18 protein-coding genes and 1 pseudogene are annotated in these 20,343 nt (G+C 43.9%); 8 read left to right on the top strand and 11 right to left on the bottom strand.

All coding sequences use genetic code 11. The features are described from left to right. Positions 1 to 257: 257 nt before the first annotated feature. The 4 genes from AB9N12_RS05020 to AB9N12_RS05035 all read right to left on the bottom strand — a co-directional run bounded on the left by AB9N12_RS05020 (position 258) and on the right by AB9N12_RS05035 (position 3,379). Entirely contained in the window at positions 258 to 1,022 is a 765-nt protein-coding gene (locus AB9N12_RS05020) for a UDP-2,3-diacylglucosamine diphosphatase (protein ID WP_369890213.1), read from the bottom strand. Positions 1,023 to 1,105: 83 nt separating this feature from the next. Further along, positions 1,106 to 1,417: a metal-sulfur cluster assembly factor gene (locus AB9N12_RS05025; RefSeq protein ID WP_369890215.1), complete on the bottom strand. Its 312-nt coding sequence runs from the start codon at positions 1,415 to 1,417 to the stop codon at positions 1,106 to 1,108. A gap of 167 nt (positions 1,418 to 1,584) precedes the next feature. Continuing rightward, complete coding sequence (gene radC, locus AB9N12_RS05030; protein WP_369890216.1) at positions 1,585 to 2,280, bottom strand: DNA repair protein RadC; 696 nt, start codon at positions 2,278 to 2,280, stop codon at positions 1,585 to 1,587. A 109-nt stretch (positions 2,281 to 2,389) separates the two neighbouring features. Next, entirely contained in the window at positions 2,390 to 3,379 is a 990-nt protein-coding gene (locus AB9N12_RS05035; RefSeq protein WP_369890218.1) for a glycosyltransferase family 2 protein, read from the bottom strand. A 346-nt stretch (positions 3,380 to 3,725) separates the two neighbouring features. On the opposite strand from AB9N12_RS05035, the gene AB9N12_RS05040 reads away from it, so the two are divergent. From AB9N12_RS05040 to AB9N12_RS05055, 4 genes are all read left to right on the top strand, one after another. Then, entirely contained in the window at positions 3,726 to 4,787 is a 1,062-nt protein-coding gene (locus tag AB9N12_RS05040; RefSeq protein ID WP_369890220.1) for an alpha/beta hydrolase, read from the top strand. Between the two features lie 107 nt (positions 4,788 to 4,894). Further along, complete coding sequence (locus AB9N12_RS05045) at positions 4,895 to 5,461, top strand: cyclophilin-like fold protein (RefSeq protein ID WP_369890222.1); 567 nt, start codon at positions 4,895 to 4,897, stop codon at positions 5,459 to 5,461. 20 nt (positions 5,462 to 5,481) lie between these two features. Continuing rightward, the gene (locus tag AB9N12_RS05050; protein ID WP_369890224.1) at positions 5,482 to 6,348 is read left to right on the top strand and encodes a DUF3737 family protein; all 867 of its coding nucleotides are present in this window, start codon (positions 5,482 to 5,484) and stop codon (positions 6,346 to 6,348) included. A gap of 9 nt (positions 6,349 to 6,357) precedes the next feature. Next, the gene (locus tag AB9N12_RS05055; protein WP_369890226.1) at positions 6,358 to 7,521 is read left to right on the top strand and encodes a MalY/PatB family protein; all 1,164 of its coding nucleotides are present in this window, start codon (positions 6,358 to 6,360) and stop codon (positions 7,519 to 7,521) included. A 170-nt stretch (positions 7,522 to 7,691) separates the two neighbouring features. Here AB9N12_RS05055 and AB9N12_RS05060 read toward each other — a convergent pair whose 3' ends face one another. Together AB9N12_RS05060 and pta are read right to left on the bottom strand one after the other, a co-directional pair. After that, positions 7,692 to 8,891 (bottom strand): acetate kinase, encoded by a 1,200-nt coding sequence (locus AB9N12_RS05060; protein ID WP_369890229.1) that lies wholly within the window; start codon positions 8,889 to 8,891, stop codon positions 7,692 to 7,694. Between the two features lie 39 nt (positions 8,892 to 8,930). After that, positions 8,931 to 9,950 carry a phosphate acetyltransferase gene (gene pta, locus AB9N12_RS05065; RefSeq protein WP_369890231.1) on the bottom strand — a complete coding sequence of 340 codons (1,020 nt, stop codon included), beginning with the start codon at positions 9,948 to 9,950 and terminating at the stop codon, positions 8,931 to 8,933. Positions 9,951 to 10,145: 195 nt separating this feature from the next. Here pta and AB9N12_RS05070 point away from each other — a divergent pair, with 195 nt between their 5' ends. The 4 genes from AB9N12_RS05070 to AB9N12_RS05085 are packed head-to-tail and all read left to right on the top strand — an operon-like array spanning position 10,146 to position 13,197. Then, positions 10,146 to 10,517, top strand: a complete 372-nt coding sequence (locus AB9N12_RS05070) for a CidA/LrgA family protein (RefSeq protein WP_369890233.1) — start codon at positions 10,146 to 10,148, stop codon at positions 10,515 to 10,517. After that, positions 10,498 to 11,193 carry an LrgB family protein gene (locus AB9N12_RS05075; RefSeq protein WP_369890235.1) on the top strand — a complete coding sequence of 232 codons (696 nt, stop codon included), beginning with the start codon at positions 10,498 to 10,500 and terminating at the stop codon, positions 11,191 to 11,193. Before AB9N12_RS05070 ends, AB9N12_RS05075 begins: the two co-directional genes overlap by 20 nt. Before the next feature lie 56 nt (positions 11,194 to 11,249). Beyond that, positions 11,250 to 12,167 carry a DUF2156 domain-containing protein gene (locus AB9N12_RS05080; RefSeq protein ID WP_369890236.1) on the top strand — a complete coding sequence of 306 codons (918 nt, stop codon included), beginning with the start codon at positions 11,250 to 11,252 and terminating at the stop codon, positions 12,165 to 12,167. A 13-nt stretch (positions 12,168 to 12,180) separates the two neighbouring features. Beyond that, positions 12,181 to 13,197: a GNAT family N-acetyltransferase gene (locus AB9N12_RS05085; protein ID WP_369890238.1), complete on the top strand. Its 1,017-nt coding sequence runs from the start codon at positions 12,181 to 12,183 to the stop codon at positions 13,195 to 13,197. A gap of 10 nt (positions 13,198 to 13,207) precedes the next feature. On the opposite strand, the gene AB9N12_RS05090 is transcribed toward AB9N12_RS05085, so the two are convergent. The 5 genes and pseudogenes from AB9N12_RS05090 to AB9N12_RS05110 form a co-directional block, all read right to left on the bottom strand. Next, positions 13,208 to 14,296 (bottom strand): glycoside hydrolase family 88 protein, encoded by a 1,089-nt coding sequence (locus AB9N12_RS05090; protein WP_369892809.1) that lies wholly within the window; start codon positions 14,294 to 14,296, stop codon positions 13,208 to 13,210. Beyond that, a pseudogene (locus AB9N12_RS05095) lies at positions 14,288 to 15,574 on the bottom strand (BNR repeat-containing protein); the annotation flags it as partial. The pseudogene AB9N12_RS05095 and the gene AB9N12_RS05090, both read right to left, overlap by 9 nt. Before the next feature lie 12 nt (positions 15,575 to 15,586). Continuing rightward, entirely contained in the window at positions 15,587 to 16,843 is a 1,257-nt protein-coding gene (locus AB9N12_RS05100; RefSeq protein ID WP_369890240.1) for a DUF2264 domain-containing protein, read from the bottom strand. Positions 16,844 to 16,889: 46 nt separating this feature from the next. After that, positions 16,890 to 18,797 (bottom strand): family 43 glycosylhydrolase, encoded by a 1,908-nt coding sequence (locus AB9N12_RS05105; RefSeq protein ID WP_369890242.1) that lies wholly within the window; start codon positions 18,795 to 18,797, stop codon positions 16,890 to 16,892. 17 nt (positions 18,798 to 18,814) lie between these two features. Continuing rightward, positions 18,815 to 20,338, bottom strand: a complete 1,524-nt coding sequence (locus AB9N12_RS05110) for a BT_3987 domain-containing protein (protein WP_369890244.1) — start codon at positions 20,336 to 20,338, stop codon at positions 18,815 to 18,817. Positions 20,339 to 20,343 lie beyond the last annotated feature (5 nt).

The raw sequence follows: 20,343 nt of genomic DNA on the forward strand, positions 1-20,343 counted from the left end.
GAAAGCAGATCGTATCATTTATCCTAAAGAGGAGAAATACAATAACTAAATATATAGTGATTTTTCCATAACAATCAGTGATATAGAAGATATTTTAAATATTGATGACATACAAACTAACCATATAAACCAGGCAGCATGAAAGTTCTCACGTACCCCTAAAAATAATAATATGATAGAAGAGTACCTTAACAACTTGATGCAAGGGGTTGAGCATAGGATGAGGCCTGAGTCCTTCCGGAGCGATTCCTTTTGTCTCAAACTTGCGTCTCGCCTTCTACATATTCTTCAAGAAAAAGATTCTCGCCGTCAAATACGGCATAGGAGAAATAGTGAATCCAGTCCCCCAAAATCAGCACGCGCGAAGTGGTGCTTAGCATCAGATCCAGTTCGATGTGACGATGCCCGTAAATAAAGAAGTTGATATTCGGATGACTCCTCAAATACTCTTTAGTGTACAGAACCAAGTGCTCTTGGTTCTCACCCATATAGTCGGGTTCCCTTCCGTCAACCCGTTTCTGCCGGCTACGCTTCGCCCATGACAAACCGAGCTCCACGCTCCAACGGGGATGAATCGCGGAAAATAATGCCTGCAATGTTTTGCTGTGAAACATGGCACGGAGCAGTTTGAACTTCTTGTCCGGATCGCCCAGTCCGTCGCCATGAGCCAGATAAAATTCTTTCCCATAGATTTCGGTAGTCAACGGTTCACGATGCAGGATAACCCCACACTCCTTCGTGAGGTAATCTCCGCACCAGATATCATGATTGCCGATAAAGTAATGAACCTCTACTCCCATATCCGTGAGTTCGGAAAGCTTTCCTAAGAAACGGGTATAGCCTTTGGGAACCACCAACCGGAATTCATACCAGAAATCGAACATATCTCCCAACAGGTACACGGCAGAAGCCTTGTGCTTTATGCTGTCGAGAAAGTTCACCAGGCGTCTTTCTTGAGTACGCCCGTGTTCAATGGCACGGGAACCAAGATGCGCGTCGGAAAGGAAATAAACGTTCTTCATAAGTGTTCTAATTATTTGGTTATAAGCGATAAGTCATGAGCAGGCAAGCCTGAGCTGTCGGTATGACTCCTGTCCGCTCATCACTAAAGGAAGCCCAATTCGAGTTTCGCCTCTTCACTCATCATATCCTTGTCCCATTCCGGTTCGAAGACCAAGTTGACAACAGCCGAAGTCACCCCTTCCACCGATTCCACCTTCTGACGGATATCCTCCATGATAAAATCAGCTGCCGGACAGTTAGGAGCAGTCAGCGTCATATCCAGTACCACTTCCCCATCCTCTGCGACATCGATCTTATAAATCAGTCCAAGATCGTACACATTCACCGGAATCTCCGGGTCATACACCGTTTTCAGCATGCCTACAATCTTTTCTTCTATTTCAATCTTTTCCATACATCCTTTCATTTTTATGTATCGCAAAGATAGAGATAAAAAATGAAACATAAAAAACTAGAAACAGAATGTATGTCGCCTGCCTGAATAACACACCGTCTGTTCCTTGTCTCCGGTTGATTAAGATCACATTTCGGGACGACAAATGACTGTAGAAAGCCAATCATTCAAAGTAATCCTTCATCTGCAAAACTAAAAAATCCCTCTTCACAAACGACTACGTGATCGATCAGGCGGATGTTCATCGTACCGGCTGCTTTGCGAATGTGTTCCGTCAAGGTTTTATCTGGCTGACTGGGACGGGTATTCCCCGAAGGATGATTATGGACCACAGCTATTTGTGTGGCTCTTTGCAACAGTGCTTCTCGAAGAATCATACGTACATCGGTGTATGTTCCGTCTATCCCGCCGGTACTGATACGCACCTTATCAATCAGTTTCATAGCCTGGTTCAACAAAAGAACCCAGAATTCTTCTTGTTCCAGATCGCACATCAAAGGTTGAAAGATTTCATAGATATCTTTTGAACAACTGATTCGAGGCCTTTCTCTTATACCCTGCAGCTTTCGTCGTTTTCCGAGTTCCAATGCAGCCATTACCGTGACACTCTTCGCCGGCCCCATGCCTTTAAAACGGGAATAGTCGCAAACGTCCCATTTTGCCAAGGAATTAAGATTATTATCACAAGACAGAAGCAGGCGTCGCATCAGTTCGACAGCACTCTCTTCGGTATTTCCGGAGCCGATTAATATAGCGAGTAGTTCGGCATCACTCAATGCGGCTGCTCCCTTCTCCATCATTTTCTCCCTCGGGCGGTCCTCCAGTGCCCATTGGTTGATGGACAGTTTGTTTTTACTTTCCATTTACTTTAGTTTGAGGACATAAAGATAGTTCTTTAAAAGAGAGTCTATGCTATAAAAGAAGTATTTAACAACCTATATCTTCTTTTTCTGTGCTCCAACAAGAGATTGATTACTTATAAAAATTCTTCTGAAAAGCTTCGAACTCATCCTTCCCTCTGACGCAACGCTGCCACCATGCACGCCAGAATCCTGTTCCGTAGCCGATAAGCTGTATAAATGCGGCGGCAATGGAATAAATTCCAATGGTCAGGCTCTTATTCCGAATGGCAGAATCGATGCACACCAGCACTGCATAAAGAAGAATCGGCGTAAGGCTGAAAAGAGAAAACGAAGTGCCCAACAGCAGAAGCGTCACCCCCAATGTAAAAACGGCAGGCAATCCATGCACCAGTTTTAAAGAATCCGGATACTTCTTATAAAGGTTGATACGAGCAATGCCGGAGTTATGAACCTGCTTGAAGAACTTCTTCAAATCGGTCCGCCGTTTATGATACACCCAGGCATCCGGAAAAAGACGACAAGCATAACCCTTCTTAAAGATACGGATGCTGAAATCAATATCTTCGCCGAAACGCATCTTGGAGAATCCTCCCAAAGCCTCGTACACTCCCCTGCGCACTCCCATATTGAAACTGCGGGGATAGAATGTATCCATTTTCTTTTTCCCCCCGCGGATACCGCCTGTGGTGAAGAAGGAGGTCATGGAATAATTAATTGCTTTTTGAATGTCGGTAAAGGAAGCATGGGCACGGTCGGGACCCCCAAAGGCATCAGCCAAAGAGGTGAGAAGTTCTTTCTCTACAGCATCGAAATACCCTTCGGGCAGAATCACATCAGAATCCAATATAATAAGGTAATCCCCTTCACTGCGTTCGGCTCCGTAATTTCGGGTTTGCCCCGGACCGGAGTTGGGTTTGGAGAAATACTTGATATTCAACCGACCTGCATACCGGTCTACGACCTCCTTACAGGGGAAGGAGGAACCATCTTCTACCACGACAACTTCAAAATCTTTAAAGTGTTGCACCGTAAGACTGTGCAATAATTCGTCCACTTCATCAGGACGATTGTAAACGGGGATGATGACCGAGTAACGCATGAATATCCTATTTTATACTGCGCAAAAATACAACAAGAATGTGAAAGCAGAAACTGATTATAAAAAATAATAAGGAACTCTCTTATTATATAGACAATATGCTAATTCAACGAACGCCTGTATTCATCAGGCGAAATGCCCGTAATTTTCTTAATTTCTCCGGATCTTACAATAACCCCAATTACTGATCATATAACCTCGGCCACAGATTTATACCATTCTTTCCGGAAATTATGTAATCGGGGTTATAATATCTGTAATTCATCTACCAAGTCTCTCTGTAATCTCCTGTAACTTTGCGATGTGAAAAGAAAAAAAAGTAGTTATCCATAAAAGCATATCAGTTATGAAACGATTCATCTTTTTGACCGCTGCGATCCTCACCCTCTCCGGACTGACGGAAAGCCCGGCACAAACCCTTCAATGCAACCTGAATATGGAAGAGCTGAAACTTACGAAAGAGTGGGACAAAACGTTCCCGAAAAGCGACAAGGTAAATCATAGCAAAATAACCTTTGTCAATCGGTACGGCATCACGCTCGCTGCCGATTTATATGTACCCCAAACGACCGCCGAGAGTAAACTGCCGGCTATCGCCGTCAGCGGTCCGTTCGGTGCAGTGAAAGAACAGGCATCGGGATTGTATGCCCAGACGCTTGCCGAGCGAGGTTTCCTGACCATTGCTTTTGATCCCTCGTTTACCGGTGAGAGTGGCGGACAACCTCGCGGTGTGGCCTCACCGGATATCAATACTGAAGATTTCTCGGCAGCAGTGGATTACCTTGCGGCACGTCCGGATGTGGATGCCGGGCGCATCGGCATCATCGGTATTTGCGGTTGGGGAGGTTTTGCCATCAATGCGGCAGCCAACGACACCCGCATCAAGGCAACAGTAGCTTCCACCATGTACGACATGAGTCGTGTCACGGCAAACGGTTATTCCGATGCCGCAGATAACGCGGATGCACGCTATAAAATGCGTCAGGAACTCAATGCACAGCGCACGGAGGATTATCGTACCGGCACTTATCCCCGCACTGTCATGAACCCGAAACCAGCCGATGACGCACCGCAGTTCATGAAGGATTACTACGATTATTACAAGACTGAACGAGGCTATCATCCGCGTTCGATCAACTCCGGTCTGGGCTGGAACAAGACCTCGGCGCTCGCGTTTGTCAATGCTCCCATACTTGCCTATGCCGATGAGATCCGTAATGCCGTGCTGCTCATTCATGGAGAAAAAGCCCACTCCCGTTATTTCAGTGAGGATGTCTTCAAGAGGTTGAAAGGTGACAACAAGGAACTGGTGATTATTCCCAAGGCCGTGCATACGGATTTGTACGACCGGACAGACATGATTCCGTTTGACAAACTGGAGGATTTTTTCAACGAATACTTAAAATAACGTGAGGTCGATATGATACGACCGACATACGCACAACGGATAGAAAACAAGTGTAGAAAACAGGACTAGTAAAAGATGGGAAACAGAATCTTAAAATAGAACAAGATATGAACAAATGTATGATAGTTCTGGGCTTGCTGCTTATGACAATCGCATCCGTACAGACTGCATGCGGTACTGACGATGACCCCATAACGGAGAAGCCTGCTACGCCCGTCCCGAATCCCGAAGGGACGGGAGAGAACGACAATTCAGAGAGCGGAAATGACAATAAGGAGAATAATGACAACGAAAACAATGAAGGAGAAAATAAAATGAATAGAAACATTATAATCCATGTGGGCAACCGTGGCTTCGCAGCCACACTTGAGGATAATGCCACGGCACGTGCTTTTTCCGCTTTGCTGCCTATGACGATAACGATGAACGAAATGAACAGCAACGAAAAATACCATTATCTGTCGGAGAGTCTGCCCACAGACAGTTACCGCCCGGGAACAATCCGGAACGGGGATCTGATGCTATATGGTTCCAGTTGTGTCGTCCTCTTCTATGAAACCTTCGCGTCGCCTTACAGCTATACCCGTATAGGACAGCTCAATGATCCGTCAGGACTGGCTTCGGCCCTTGGAAGAGGCAACGTGCCTGTAACTTTTGAAATCAATAATGACTGACAACTAAAACAATACTTCAAATGAAACTGATTAAAGATAGTGAATTCGGGGGCGAACGTCCCTTGTTCAATTCCCAAGACCTCCGCCTGGAGAATGTGATTATCCGTGCTGGAGAATCGGCCATCAAAGAGTGCAAGAATATCGAAGCTGTAGATTGTCGCTTCGAAGGCAACTATCCTTTTTGGCACGTACATGGCTTTAAGATTGAACGTTGCTTTTTCGATGTCGGGGGGCGTTCTGCCTTGTGGTACTCCGACCACCTGAAGATGACCGACACAATTATCGACGCACCCAAAATGTTCCGTGAGATGAGTGAAATCGACATCGAGAACGTAACAATGAACAATGCTGATGAAGTGTTTTGGCGCTGTAACAATATTCGCATCAAGAATCTCAAATTGCACGACGGTACCTACCCTTTCATGTACAGCAACGACATTTATGTAGACGGATTGGAGAGCGACAGCAAGTATGTGTTCCAGTACGTAAGAAATGCAGAGATTCATAACGCCAGAATTACGACAAAGGATGCGTTTTGGGAAGTAGAGAACGTAACGATTTACGATTCCGAACTCAACGGCGAGTATCTTGGCTGGCACTCGAAAAATCTACGTCTGGTGAACTGCCACATTACGGGCGAACAGCCACTCTGTTATGCGCACAATCTCGTGCTGGAAAACTGTACATTCTCCCCCGACTGCGACCGGGCATTCGAGTACAGCACAGTGCAGGCCGATATTCGCGGAGCCATCACGAACATCAAGAATCCGATGTCGGGACGCATCGTAGCCGATGAGTTCGGTTCCATAACCATAGACGAGAACATCAAGGCGCCCGCTGATTGTGAAATCCGTCTCAGGGATGAGTATACCTGTTTCACCGACTAAAACGAAGAGATGAAATACGATTTCAACAAACAGATTTCACGCCGGGGAACCGATTCCTATAAATGGGACAGTGCCCCAAACGAAAATGTATTGCCGATGTGGGTGGCTGATATGGATTTCCATACGGCCCCCGCAATTGTGGATGCTTTGCACCAACGAGTGGAACACGGCATTTTCGGCTATACCCATGTACCCGACAGCTATTACAATACTGTTACAGATTGGTTTGCACGCCGTCACGATTGGTTGATCAACCGTCAATGGATAATTTATACATCAGGTGTAGTACCCGCCATCTCAGCGATTATCAAAGCTTTGACACAACCGAAAGATAAGATACTGGTGCAGACACCCGTCTATAACTGTTTCTTTTCATCTATCCGTAACAACGGCTGCAAGGCTGTCTGCTCACCGTTGTTGTATGCCAACGGCACCTATACGATGGATTTTGATGACCTGGAACGTAAGGCTGCTGATCCGAAAGTGAAGGTAATGCTGCTGTGCAATCCCCATAATCCTGTCGGAAGGGTCTGGAAACAAGAAGAATTGGTACGCATCGGTGAGATTTGTATCCGTCATGGCGTTACAGTCGTTTCGGACGAGATTCACTGCGAGCTGGTGTTTCCGGGACACCGTTACACGCCGTTTGCCTCCATTTCGGAAGATTTCCTACGACATTCCGTCACCTGCATATCCCCCAGCAAAGCGTTCAATATCGCCGGACTGCAGATTGCGAACATAATCTGCGCCGATGCTGACCATCGGGCGAAAATCGACCGAGCCATCAACGATAACGAGGTATGCGATGTCAATCCATTCGGCATAATCGCTACACAAGCGGCTTACAACGAAGGAGAAGAATGGCTAAACCAACTTATCGAATATCTGCAAGCAAATTATCTCCACATGCAGAAATTCTGCCGTGAGCATCTGCCGGAATTTCCCGTTACGGTATTGGAGGGAACCTATCTCGTTTGGATGGACTGCCGCAAACTCAACATGCACTCGGAGGAACTCGAACAGCGATTGGTTACCGAAGCCGGGTTGTGGCTCAATGCCGGAACAATGTACGGAGCAGAGGGAGAAGGGTTCATGCGCTGGAACATCGCATGCCCGCGTGCTACGCTGACAGAGGGATTGAAACGCTTTGTGGATTTCGTGAGCTTGGTATAAGGAAGGTAGGGAGTAGAAACGGATACAAAGCAAAGAAGAGTGAGGCTGTTTAACAAGTCCTATCTTAACGATTTCACCCCTGCCAAAATATACTTTGGCAGGGGTGACTTCTAATTACTGAGACCTGTTAGACAGCCTCACTCTCCTCAATTAAACTTCTATCAGTTCGATTATTTCTTCAGAATATCCATTGTATCCGAAGCGATCAACAGTTCTTCGTCTGTCGGAATCACTACCACTTTCACTTTAGAAGCCGGAGTAGAAATGATTGCTTCTTCACCGTGAATCTTGGCATTTACTTCATTATCAAGTTCGATACCCATGAATTCCATGTCCTTACAAACTTCACGACGACATTCCATCTGATTTTCACCGACACCACCTGTAAACAGGATAATATCCACACCGCCCAATGCAGCAGCATAAGCACCGATGTATTTCTTGATACGATAGTAATACATCTTCTCAGCCAGAATTGCTTTCTCATTACCGGCAGCACAAGCAGCCAACAGCTCACGCATATCGCTTGATACACCGGAGATACCCAGTACACCACTCTTCTTATTCAACAAATTTGAAACTCCAGTGGTATTCAAACCTTCTTTTTCCATGATGAATGTTACCGCGCCGGCATCAATATCACCGCTACGTGTACCCATCATCAAGCCCTCCAACGGAGTCAAGCCCATAGTCGTATCTATACACTTACCATCTTTGATAGCTGCAATAGAGCCACCGTTACCGATATGACAAGTGATAATTTTCTTTCCTATCGGACTTATCCCCAAGAATTCACATACACGCTTTGAGACATAACGATGAGAAGTTCCGTGGAAGCCATAGCGACGCACACCGTATTTCTCGTACAATTCATAAGGAATAGCATACATATATGCGTAATCCGGCATGGTCTGATGGAAAGCCGTATCAAAGACACCTACCTGCGGAATATGAGGAAGAATGGCAGAAACGGCATTCACACCTTTCAGATTGGCAGGATTATGGAGCGGAGCCAAATCATTACATGCAGCGAAAGCTTCCAGCACTTCCTTAGTCAGCAATACAGATTTGCTGAAACGTTCACCGCCGTGTACCATACGGTGACCTACCGCATTGATTTCATCCAAAGACTTGATAGCACCATATTCAGGACTAATCAATGTATTTAAAATAAATTCCACGCCCACTGTATGTTCGGGAATATCTTTCTCCAATATTTTCTTTTCGCCATTTGGCAAAGTAAGTTTCAAGAATGATCCTTTCAGACCGATTTTTTCGATACCACCTTGTGCAATCACCTCCTTGGTGGTCATATCGAACAATTTATATTTAATAGATGAACTTCCGCAGTTCAATACCAGAATCTTCATGTCGCTGTCGATTTATACTTAATATTTTATATCTAATACTTATTTATTCGCTTTTGCTGCAATGGCCTGATTAGCTGTGATAGCAATCATACGATATACATCTTCGATAGAACAACCACGAGACAAGTCGTTTACCGGACAGGCAATACCTTGCAGAATCGGACCGATAGCGTCGGCGTGACCCAGACGTTGAACTAGTTTATAAGAGATATTACCAACCTCCAGACTCGGAACAATCAGAACGTTCGCCTGTCCAGCAACAAGAGATCCCGGAGCCTTGCTTGCACCTACTTCAGGAACAAGGGCAGCATCTGCTTGCAATTCACCGTCCAAATCAAGAGTCGGAGCCATTTCTTTGGCAATCTTAGTTGCTTCCACCACTTTATCTACCACTTCGTGTTTTGCAGAGCCCTTGGTAGAGAAGCTCAACATGGCGACCTTCGGATTTTCAATACCGGTAACAGCTTTCGCAGTTTGAGCGGTACAAACAGCAATCTGTGCCAGCTGGTTAGCATCCGGAACCGGAGTTACAGCAACATCACCCATAACCACAATGCCATTCTTTCCGTATTCAGGAGCATGAGTCAAAAGCAACATAGCACCAGACACGCAAGTGATTCCCGGTGCAGTCTTGATAATCTGCAAAGCAGGACGCAGTACGTTACCGGTCGTGTTGCGCGCACCGGCCAACTGACCGTCAGCATCACCGCTCTTAATCATTAAACAACCATAGAACAAAGGATCGCTCGTCAATTTACGGGCTTCTTCAATAGTCATCCCCTTCTTTTTACGAAGCTCACACAACAACTGTGCGTATTCTTCGTGTTTCGGAGAAGTTTCAGGATCAATGATAGTAGCTTTACTGATGTTTCCCAATCCCCATTTTGTAGCAAGTTCATTAATTTCAGCCGGTTTACCCAGTAAAATCAGATCGGCTACTTCGTCTGTCAAAATCATATTGGCAGCTTTCAATGTGCGTTCTTCAGTTCCTTCCGGAAGAACAATACGTTGGCGATTTGCTTTCGCACGCGCCACGATTTGGTTGATTAAATTGAGCATAGATATATTGAATATTATTATAAAACCTCATTACAAGTTGTAATTTACGGTGCAAAAGTACTCAATTTTGCAACATCCACATTACAATTCCGTCTATTTTTCTCTTTCAAGTCTAAAATATTATAATATTTAACACTGTACTCCTATTTTTCATACCTTTGCAGCGTTTTCAAACAAAATCAATAGGTTATTAGTATGATACGTCAGTGCGCCATTTTATTTGGCTGTTTGGCTTTGGGTGAATTAATTGTTTATCTCACGGGGATCAAGCTCCCCTCCAGCATCATTGGTATGCTGCTGCTCACCCTCTTTCTAAAATTAGGTTGGATTAAATTACACTGGGTACAGGGGTTGTCCGACTTTCTGGTTGCTAACTTGGGATTCTTTTTCATTCCGCCCGGTGTGGCTCTTATGCTGTACTTTGATGTTATTGCGGCTGAATTTTGGCCGATAGTGATAGCTACCATTGTCAGTACCGCGCTTGTTCTTGTCGTTACAGGATGGGTACATCAGATTGTTCGCAAAATCAACTTAACAAATAAAAAAAATGAACTTCTTAGAAAATAATTTCTTCCTGTTGGCCATTACCTTCGGGATTTTCTTCTTTGCCAAACTGCTCCAGAAAAAAACAGGGCTGGTATTATTAAATCCTATATTGCTGACCATCGCACTATTAATCATCTTCCTTAAAATGAACCACATCTCTTATGAGACCTATAATAAAGGAGGACATCTGATCGAATTCTGGTTACGCCCGGCCGTTGTGGCTTTAGGCGTACCTTTATATCTACAACTGGAAATGATAAAAAAACAGTTGTTGCCTATTCTACTGTCTCAACTGGCAGGCTGCATCGTCGGAGTTATTTCAGTAGTGTTGATTGCAAAGTTCATGGGAGCTTCACAAGAGGTAATCCTGTCGCTGGCTCCAAAATCGGTTACGACTCCGATTGCGATGGAAGTAACCAAAGCCATCGGCGGTATTCCGTCACTGACAGCAGCGGTTGTTGTAGTAGTAGGTTTATTAGGGGCTATTTGCGGATTTAAAACCATGAAAATTATGCACGTGGGCAGTCCGATTGCCCAAGGGCTTTCCATGGGAACAGCCGCGCATGCTGTGGGTACCTCTACCGCTATGGATATCAGTAGCAAATATGGAGCATACGCCAGTCTGGGACTGACATTGAATGGAATATTCACTGCACTGCTAACGCCTACCATCCTTCGATCATTAGGTGTTTTATAAAAACAAAATCTCTTGATCTTCCGTTATATAAAGAGTGAAACGCAAAAAGCAATCTTATGATTCCATTTAAAGAAATCACATTAGCAGATAAAGACATAATCACCTCATTCACGATGAAAAGTGATCGCCGCAACTGCGATCTTTCGTTCTCCAATCTCTGTAGTTGGAGATTCTTATACGACACACAATTTGCTGTAGTAGATAATTTTCTGCTATTCAAGTTCTGGGCAGGAGATCAACTTGCCTATATGATGCCTGTAGGCACGGGAGATTTGAAAGCAGTATTGTGGGAACTGATAGAAGATGCCCGCAAAGAGAGCCAATATTTCTGTATGCTGGGCGTATGTAGTAATATGCGCACCGAACTTGAAGCCATCCTTCCAGAGCAATTCACTTTCACAGAAGACCGCGACTATGCCGATTATATCTATTTGAAAAGTGATCTTTCGACATTGAAGGGTAAGAAATTCCAAGCGAAAAGAAATCATATCAACCGGTTCCGCAACACTTATCCGGATTATGAGTATACACAGATTACCCCAGACCGCATTCAGGAATGTTTGGATCTGGAAGCAGAATGGTGTAAAGTGAATAATTGTGACCAACAGGAAGGAACAGGCAATGAACGCCGTGCTCTTATCTATGCCCTTCACAACTTCGAAGCGCTCGGACTGACGGGAGGTATCCTTCACGTAAACGGTAAAATCGTTGCATTCACTTTCGGTATGCCTATCAACCATGAAACGTTCGGCGTGCATGTAGAAAAAGCGGATACCAGCATTGAGGGTGCGTATGCTATGATCAATTATGAATTTGCCAACCGGATTCCCGAACAATATATCTATATCAATCGGGAAGAAGATTTAGGTATTGAAGGTTTGCGCAAAGCCAAACTGTCTTACCAGCCGGTGATAATTCTGGAAAAACATATGGCTTGCCTTAAAAAGCATCCCATGAATATGATTAAATGGTGATTCCTAAGTAAATATGAGGATAAAGGAGCAAGTAAAAGCATTGTGGAGAATCTGTTTTGACGATAGTGAGGAATTCATTGAAATGTATTTCAAACTGCGCTATAAAACAGAGGTGAATGTCACCATCCAAAGTGGTGATGAGGTAATCTCCGCACTTCAGATGCTTCCTTATCCGATGACTTTCTGTAGAGAAAGTGTACAGACCTCATATATTTCAGGAGCTTGCACGCATCCCGATTTCCGAAACAAAGGGGCTATGCGCGAGCTTTTATCACAGTCTTTCGCCCGGATGTTACGGAATGGGGTACACTTCAGCGCATTGATACCGGCGGAACCCTGGTTGTTTGATTACTATGCCCGTATGGGATATGCTTCGGTATTCAAGTATTCAACCAAAGAGCTCGTTTTGCCCGAGTTTATTCCTTCTAAAGAGATAGTGGTCAGTGTCGTTCCAGAGTTTCAGAAGGAGGTCTATTCCTATTTGAATAGGAAGCTTTCCGAACGGGCTTGCTGTATTCAGCACACACCGGAAGACTTTCAGGTTATTATGACCGATCTTGCCATTAGCGGAGGTTATTTATTTGTAGCCAGCCAGGTAAACGAAATCAAGGGAATAACCATTATATATAAAAGAGACAAACAGATCATTATCAATGAACTTTGCGCAGATGATAAGGATGTAGAATATGGTTTATTGTATGCCATCAGGCAACAGACCGGATGCAAGCGCATGATTCAACTACTGCCTCCAGAAGATGAACAGCCTCAACATCCGCTAGGTATGGCACGTATCATCAATGTCAAAGAGGTGCTGCAAATCTATGCCGCAGCTTTTCCCGAAGATGAAATGCAGCTGGAATTATCAGATAAACAACTGTCCGTAAATAACGGCTTTTATTACCTGTGTAAAGGAAAGTGCATGTACAGTGCCGAGAGGCTGCCTGGTGCTCATATACAGATGAACATTAGTGAATTAACCAATAGAATACTTCAGCCGTTAAATCCATATATGAGCTTGATGCTGAATTAGAATTATGAAATTATTTATTCAAATAACGAACCCGTTCGCAGGCTGCCAATAGAAATGCACCTACTCCAAAATTCGAAGTTGAGTTTGCGTCTACTACCTGACCGGGTATCGCTTTCTCACCAATCGGTTGCACATATCCGATTTTACCATCAGGCTGCAAAGCAACTGTCGAGAGATATTTCCATGCTTTTTCAACCACCGGCTGATATTCTGTAGCATCCAGGAAACCGTTATTGATTCCCCATTGCAAACCATAAGTAAAGAAAGCCGTTCCACTGGTTTCCGGTCCCGGTGCATGTTGCGGATCAAGCATACTGCGCGTCCAGTAGCCTTCCGGCTGTTGACAAGCAGCAACCGACTTAGCCAAGGTACGGAAACGACCTATATATTCCGGACGATACTTATCTGTTTCAGGAAGTTCTTTCAAGACTTTTGCCAATCCGGCCAATACCCAGCCATCTCCACGTGCCCAGAAATCCTTTTTGCCGTTCATGCTCTTATGTTTAGGATACACGTATTTCCCATCCCGGTAATAAAGTCCGGCCTCTTCATCATACATAATACTATCAGCATAGGAGAGGTATTCATGTAGTTTCTCCAAATAGAGCGGATTCTTAGTAATGTTATACATCTTAGTCATGACTGGCATGACCATATACAAGCCATCCGCCCACCACCAATAATCATGATTGGGGGTACTCATCTGATATTCCATCACTTCGCGGGCACGGGCTATTTTTTGCGTATCCGGTTCCAGATTATAGAGATCGGCATACATCTGGAAACAAATCTGATAGTCACCGAAAAGCACATAATCATCACTTTCACCGTAACTGTACTTCCAGTTTTCCTTATGATCTGATTTTGCACCTTTCCATTCATTATGTTCCGCCCAAGCTTTCGAGTATTCCAGATATTCCGGCTGTTTAGTCAGAAAATAAGCTTCCATATTTCCGGTGTGATAGGCTGCATTATCCCAAAAAGAACGTCCGTGTTCCGGATGATTCGTCTGCCAATAATTATTCACTTTATGAATGATGTTTATCACTTCTTCAGAGGAAGCATCCTTCTTATCCGTGCAACTTACACAGGTATCCATATTCGTTTCCAATACATATATCATTTGAGGCTCAATTTCCGCTGTTCGTTCACCGTCTCCCTGACGGGTGTGTTGTACAAAGAGATGCAGTTTCCGTTGCTTTTTCCAAAGTTCCGTATCATGAGAAGGTTCCCAGGCATCTACGGAAAAATCTGTCAGATCCCTTATCGTCCACTTACTCGTACCCACATTAGTCGCATGTGCCATCGACACACGGCTTCCTCGTTCTTCGTCACGGAAAATATAAAAGACTTCCCCACCTTCTACCACAATACGCGGACGAGCAATAGGGATCATTTTCGTACCTCCACCCTTCAAGGTAAAAGGTGTCTGACGATCGGTTATTTGCCGTTGATGCCACACCTTCCCGTCATTCCAGACGATGCGGTATTGAGGAACATCACTATCGGGTTCCCGCCAATAAGTAGCGATATACGGATTTCCTCCAGCATCAGCACTCATACTCGTCTGATTAATCAACTCACAGTTTTGAGACAAACGGCAGGCATACTCCGCATTGGACAATTTGATCGGGAGTTTATATTGTTCTCCACTCGTCTTATACCAAGTTACCCCATTATCAAAAGAACGGGCATAACAAATATCATGGTTTGTTTCCACACGCCAGGTCTCGCGCCATACCCATGAAAGATGAATCGTCCCTTTCTCATCAACATATAATTGCCAATAGGCATTCCGTTTATTTTCCCCATCAATCAGTATATCCTGCACACGAGTCCATTTATGTTCTTTCATCGAATAACGATTCATGACCAAATTTCCACGACCCGAAGAACCGGAACGATAAACAAACAATAAATCTCCTCCGGATAAAGGATAAAACTCCGGATAGGTGACATTTCCTTCGTCAACTCCGGTCATGGGCATTTTATTCCCCAGTTCCAAAGAACCGGGAGCAATGCTCCGGCAGTAATTCAATGGATGTCCGTGATGGTCAAAAGATACGTGTATATATCCTTCCCCGTCTACCATCATGCTAATTATATTATGAGCATCCTTCACATTTCCCTGATATTGGGTGCGATGTAGAGTCCATTGTTCCGAATCCAGTTTCCGCTTTCCAAGTACCAGATAGCCGTCAGCATCATAATAGCTGATATACTGTTCATCTCTATGAGTAATCAAGGAATTATTGCGGAACACGGCAGTGTTGACAGAAGTACAACTATATCCTTTTCCCACCTCAACCAAATGTTGGGAATAACAGAACACAGAAAACAACATAATTCCGCAAAATAATAGCAATATCCGTTTCATATTTCCTCTTTATTAATGAAAAGCATGATCCTTCGGAAAATCATTCCCCTCCCACGCTTTTTTACTTGTCCAGTCTTCAGCTGGAGATGTCCAAAATGGATGGTCTGCCGGGAGTCCGAGCGGAAGGAAAGCTAGCGATGCCATATATAAGCTACCATTATTTGTATACCAATCAGATATATTCGGTTGTTTGCCATTAAACCCCAACGTCAAAAATCCCTTTTCATTAAAATTACGATCATCACCAAACATTCGTTTAATAACCGCTGTCATGGCCGCACGCACTTGTCCGTTTGGCAATTCCTTGGGTAACCATCCTCTCCATGCCAGCAATGCCAAAGGTTGCAAAGTTCCTGTACGATAGGTAATAGAACGACCGAAAACAGGGAGTGTTCCTTCAGGAGAAATGAACCGTTCCAAAATCATCCCGAAACGTTGCATCCGTTTTACTGCACGATTATAATCACAGTCCGGCATATTCCATATTTTATTCTTTCCACCGTTAGTCATTATTTCCAATGGTTCTATATACATGGGGTGCAGTACAAAACTATTGTAATAATCGAAAGCAAAGTCTTTCCCATCCGAATACCAGCCATCACCGACATACCACTCTTCTACCTTACGCAAAGCCGAAGCGATGCGGTAAGTATCACTCGGTGCACCCACTTTACGCAAAAACGCCTCTACAGTAGCTGAGAACAACAACCAATTCGTATAAGGAGGATCTACTCGACGGAGCTGGGTAAACTCGGCAATATAACGTTTCTTTGTCACACTATCCAACGGCAACCACAAGGAGTCATAACCTCTTAGAAAACTTTCCGCAATATATGCGGCATCGACCAAGGTTTGCCCTTCTTTCTTCCATAATAAATAATCGGGACTTTCCGGATCGACAGCCTGCGCATAACTCTTAAGCGCCCATTCACGCAGTTGCTTACGTTGCGCACTTTCCATAGTGTCATCATCCGGCAATGAAATCCAAGGAGCCAATCCTGCCATCAAACGCCCGAAACATTCCATATAAGTGACTTTTTTGTTTCTTCCGTCCCACGTTGGACTCAACTCAACCAACATATTTTGCTGCAATTTTCCCTCACTCATATTACTGAGCACCGGAACAGCCATACGATACAACACCTCCACCCATAATTCACGGTCAGTCGGTTCTTTTACTTGTTTCCTTTTTTTCGCCGATACATCCTGCGATGGAATCAGCAAGATTGCGACCAACAATAGTAATACACAATGCCTATTCAAATTCATGATATTATTATAAATTTTTCATTTACAATCCGTAATACATACAACACTAATAAGGTTTCCACCTATATACCCACTCGATAAAAGGTATTCCTTTTTCATTAAATCGGATTGGCAGCCAAATATAGCGAGAATCCGCCAAACTTTTCGGACACCAACTATCTGCCATAAAAATAAATTGTTCCTTTTCCGGTAAAGATAAGATAAAAGTACCCTGTCCACCAAAAGTTTGATCCGCATTTTCACCCACACATGGATTCATCGCCAACTGTCTCCATTCCCCCATTATTGCAGTAGCAGTAAGCAAACGGGCTTTATTAGGTTTCCACCCCGTACATCCGGAAGTTATCATCCAATAAACTCCATCTTTTTTAAATATAACCGGCGCCTCATTATGTCCTCCGGGAAAAATGCGAATATATGCACCCGTATGGCTGAGATAATCATCTGTTAATTCCGCAATCTGTAATGTCAAATTATCTTCCGAAGAATAAATATGATAAGCTTTCCCATCATCATCCACAAACAAAGTCATATCACGAGACATTTGCCCTCCTTCCAAATCTCTTTTCACAAACATTCCCTTTTCAACCGCATCATACCATTTCGGAGTCCACCACTCTTTATATTCAGAAGGATTCCATTTGATTCGCTTTTGTTTTTTCGTCATATTCAATGGATAAATACCCGAATTCACACGATCAGAACGTATAAAACAATAGGGGCCGGCAGGAGAATCACTGACAGCAACAGCAGCACGGGACGATTCATATCCTCTCCCCTTCAATTCTAAATGAAACCACATTACGAACTTTCCAGTCTTTTTGTTATAAATCACTTTCGGTCGTTCCATGATACACCCTTTTTCAATATCGCTCCCTTCTGTTGAGGATACAGGTAATACTACCCCTTCATAGTTCCAGTTCAATAAATCGATGGACGAATAACAATTTATTCCTTTTTCGGTCACAAATCCCGATTCCGGGCGATGCTCGCCGAACCAATAATATTTTCCTCCATGATACAGAACACCCCCACCATGGGCATTAATCACGTTTCCTTCTGTGTCTCTCCATACCCTTCCAGAAACTACTTCTTTTTCCCTCTGATAAACCCGCACATAATCGATTTCATATTTCATCGGTAAGGCAGCCTCATCAATCGGTCCTCCATTGATACCACCAACGGCCAGATTCAATAAAAGATATTGTGGCTTTGTAAAAGGATTCGTCCTCTTGCCGATAGTTCCGTTTAAAGTGTTCTTTATAGAAATCTCATTCAACAACTCGTCATCCAAATAAAGCTTGATGGCTTCTTCATCCCAATCCATCCGCCAGATATGAAACTTAAAAGCCCACTCAGGATCTCTCTCCGTAAAATGAATATAGGGTGTGGCTTTACTATCCCATCGGGCACTCCATCGTTTGTCTGTACCCCATGCAGCATTGGCCAAAATATGGGGAAGACCTTTGATGTGATAATATTCCATGATGTCTATCTCACCGCACGAAGGCCATTCCATACCATTACCTAACGTCCAAATAGCCGGCCATGCACCTTTCGCCACAGGAATACGGGCACGTACTTCAAAACGTCCATAAAGAAACTCCTTCTTTCCGGCAGTCGTCACTGATGAAGAGGTATATTCTACAAATTCCCTTTTCTGGCGCCAATCGCTACTACCAGACATAAAAAGAGGATTCTTACGGTCTCGTTCTTTCCGAGCTTCGATAACAAGAAAACCTCCTTTACAAATGGCATTATCCGGCTGATACCATTGTTCTTCTTCATTACGGACATACCCTTGTTCATAGTTCCATACGGAAGGGGATAATCGCCCCTCCGTATCAAACTCATCACTCCATACCAATCGCCAACCGTCACTTTGCGCGGCAATGGGCAACGACAAGATCGTTAGTAACAGCAATATGACTGAATCATTCTTCCAATATGCCATTGCTTCAATCTTATTGTTTATTCAAACTGGTAAACACGAACATAATCCACATGATATTCAAGCGGGAATTTGGATAAATCAGGTTCACCTCCATTAGATCCCAAAGCCAGATTCAACCAGATACACTGTCCGAATCCTTCCTTATCATTACCACTATCAAGATAGGGATTACGCCATGATCCTCTCCACCAATCATCTAATCCCCCACCACCATTGACAGTCGTCTTCTTCAAATCCGTAATCTCATTCATCAGTTCATCATCCAAATAAAGCTTCAAGGTATTCTCTTCTTCATCCAAGCACCAATCCATGCGCCAAATATGATATTTCTTTCCCCAATTCTTATCTTTCTCTATAAATTCAGCAATCGGTCTGTTATAAGACTGCCATTTACCGCTCCAACGTTTATCCGATCCCCAACAAACATTGGCGTGCACACTCTGTTTTCCATTCACTACATAATATTCGAGCAAATCAACCTCACCGCCCAATGGCCATTCCCAACACCAGCTGTCAGAACTTCCACCGGTCGTCCAAATAGCTGGCCACGCTCCCATTGCCGTAGGAATCTTAGCTCTGACAAGCATTCTTCCCTTCCGGAATCTATATTCTTTTGTAATCAGGCAACTTGATGTATAATAGGCATATTCACGATTCTTTTTCCAATCGCCGCTTCCCGCTTCATAGTTCTTATTCTTCACCCGTTCTTCTTTTCCTGTAATTATCAATACCCCATCTTTACAAATAGCATTTTCTTTCTGATACCATTGCAATTCCTGATTACGTTGGAAGCCCTCCTCCCAACGCCATACATTCCAATCTGGCTCTCCATCCTCGTTAAACTCATCATGAAATTTCAAAACGAGTCCATTTTCCATCTTTTCCGGTGCATCGTTGGGATCGGGCACATATTCCGGTCCATTTTCATCCTCTTTCGGTTCTACATAAGTCACATTAAAATGCAACATTAGCGTACTTGTTTTAGGATTGATTCCATAAGACGATAAAGATTCAATCGTTAACGGAAGTACGTACAACAAATCCCGCCTGGCATCCTGACAAGCGGCAATCAGCTCATTGGAATAGACAGTCACCGATACAGCATCCGACTTTGTTTTACCAGTCTGCAACATTAATGTCTGAGAGGAAAAATGATAATATGACTCCGGAAGTAACTCCGCACCGTCATATTTTGCATAAATACCCCCTTCATTCACCTTGGCTACTAGTTTGTTTAATGTATCCTTGTTCACCTCCAAATTAACCTGAGCATCCTGCGCTGCCGTACGATCCTGATAGAGAGACAGATTCAGCTTATAAGTAAAGTTTTTGACAGGCATTTCATCCTCACTTTGCCGTAAAGCCGTAAACACATTACACTCCGCCCCATCCCACAACTCACGGGCTTGAGTCAGGTTCAACAAGTTAAGATCTAATCGACCTTCATAACTAAAATCCTTATCATCATCGCAACCGTAAATTCCACCGATGACAGCGGTCACCATACAGGCGACTATCCATATTTTATTCGTTTTCATCATACGTT

The sequence above is a fragment of the Bacteroides sp. AN502(2024) genome (assembly GCF_041227145.1).
Taxonomy (GTDB): Bacteria; Bacteroidota; Bacteroidia; order Bacteroidales; family Bacteroidaceae; genus Bacteroides.

Coding starts and splice junctions, on each gene's coding strand:
- AB9N12_RS05035 (WP_369890218.1), bottom strand. CDS start 3,379: ATGCGTTACTCGGTCATCATCCCCGTTTACAATCGTCCTGATGAAGTG.
- AB9N12_RS05050 (WP_369890224.1), top strand. CDS start 5,482: ATGAAACTGATTAAAGATAGTGAATTCGGGGGCGAACGTCCCTTGTTC.
- AB9N12_RS05075 (WP_369890235.1), top strand. CDS start 10,498: ATGAACTTCTTAGAAAATAATTTCTTCCTGTTGGCCATTACCTTCGGG.
- AB9N12_RS05105 (WP_369890242.1), bottom strand. CDS start 18,797: ATGGCATATTGGAAGAATGATTCAGTCATATTGCTGTTACTAACGATC.
- AB9N12_RS05085 (WP_369890238.1), top strand. CDS start 12,181: ATGAGGATAAAGGAGCAAGTAAAAGCATTGTGGAGAATCTGTTTTGAC.
- AB9N12_RS05100 (WP_369890240.1), bottom strand. CDS start 16,843: ATGAATTTGAATAGGCATTGTGTATTACTATTGTTGGTCGCAATCTTG.
- AB9N12_RS05020 (WP_369890213.1), bottom strand. CDS start 1,022: ATGAAGAACGTTTATTTCCTTTCCGACGCGCATCTTGGTTCCCGTGCC.
- AB9N12_RS05025 (WP_369890215.1), bottom strand. CDS start 1,417: ATGGAAAAGATTGAAATAGAAGAAAAGATTGTAGGCATGCTGAAAACG.
- AB9N12_RS05055 (WP_369890226.1), top strand. CDS start 6,358: ATGAAATACGATTTCAACAAACAGATTTCACGCCGGGGAACCGATTCC.
- radC (WP_369890216.1), bottom strand. CDS start 2,280: ATGGAAAGTAAAAACAAACTGTCCATCAACCAATGGGCACTGGAGGAC.
- AB9N12_RS05060 (WP_369890229.1), bottom strand. CDS start 8,891: ATGAAGATTCTGGTATTGAACTGCGGAAGTTCATCTATTAAATATAAA.
- AB9N12_RS05045 (WP_369890222.1), top strand. CDS start 4,895: ATGAACAAATGTATGATAGTTCTGGGCTTGCTGCTTATGACAATCGCA.
- pta (WP_369890231.1), bottom strand. CDS start 9,950: ATGCTCAATTTAATCAACCAAATCGTGGCGCGTGCGAAAGCAAATCGC.
- AB9N12_RS05040 (WP_369890220.1), top strand. CDS start 3,726: ATGAAACGATTCATCTTTTTGACCGCTGCGATCCTCACCCTCTCCGGA.
- AB9N12_RS05070 (WP_369890233.1), top strand. CDS start 10,146: ATGATACGTCAGTGCGCCATTTTATTTGGCTGTTTGGCTTTGGGTGAA.
- AB9N12_RS05090 (WP_369892809.1), bottom strand. CDS start 14,296: ATGGATACCTGTGTAAGTTGCACGGATAAGAAGGATGCTTCCTCTGAA.
- AB9N12_RS05080 (WP_369890236.1), top strand. CDS start 11,250: ATGATTCCATTTAAAGAAATCACATTAGCAGATAAAGACATAATCACC.
- AB9N12_RS05110 (WP_369890244.1), bottom strand. CDS start 20,338: ATGATGAAAACGAATAAAATATGGATAGTCGCCTGTATGGTGACCGCT.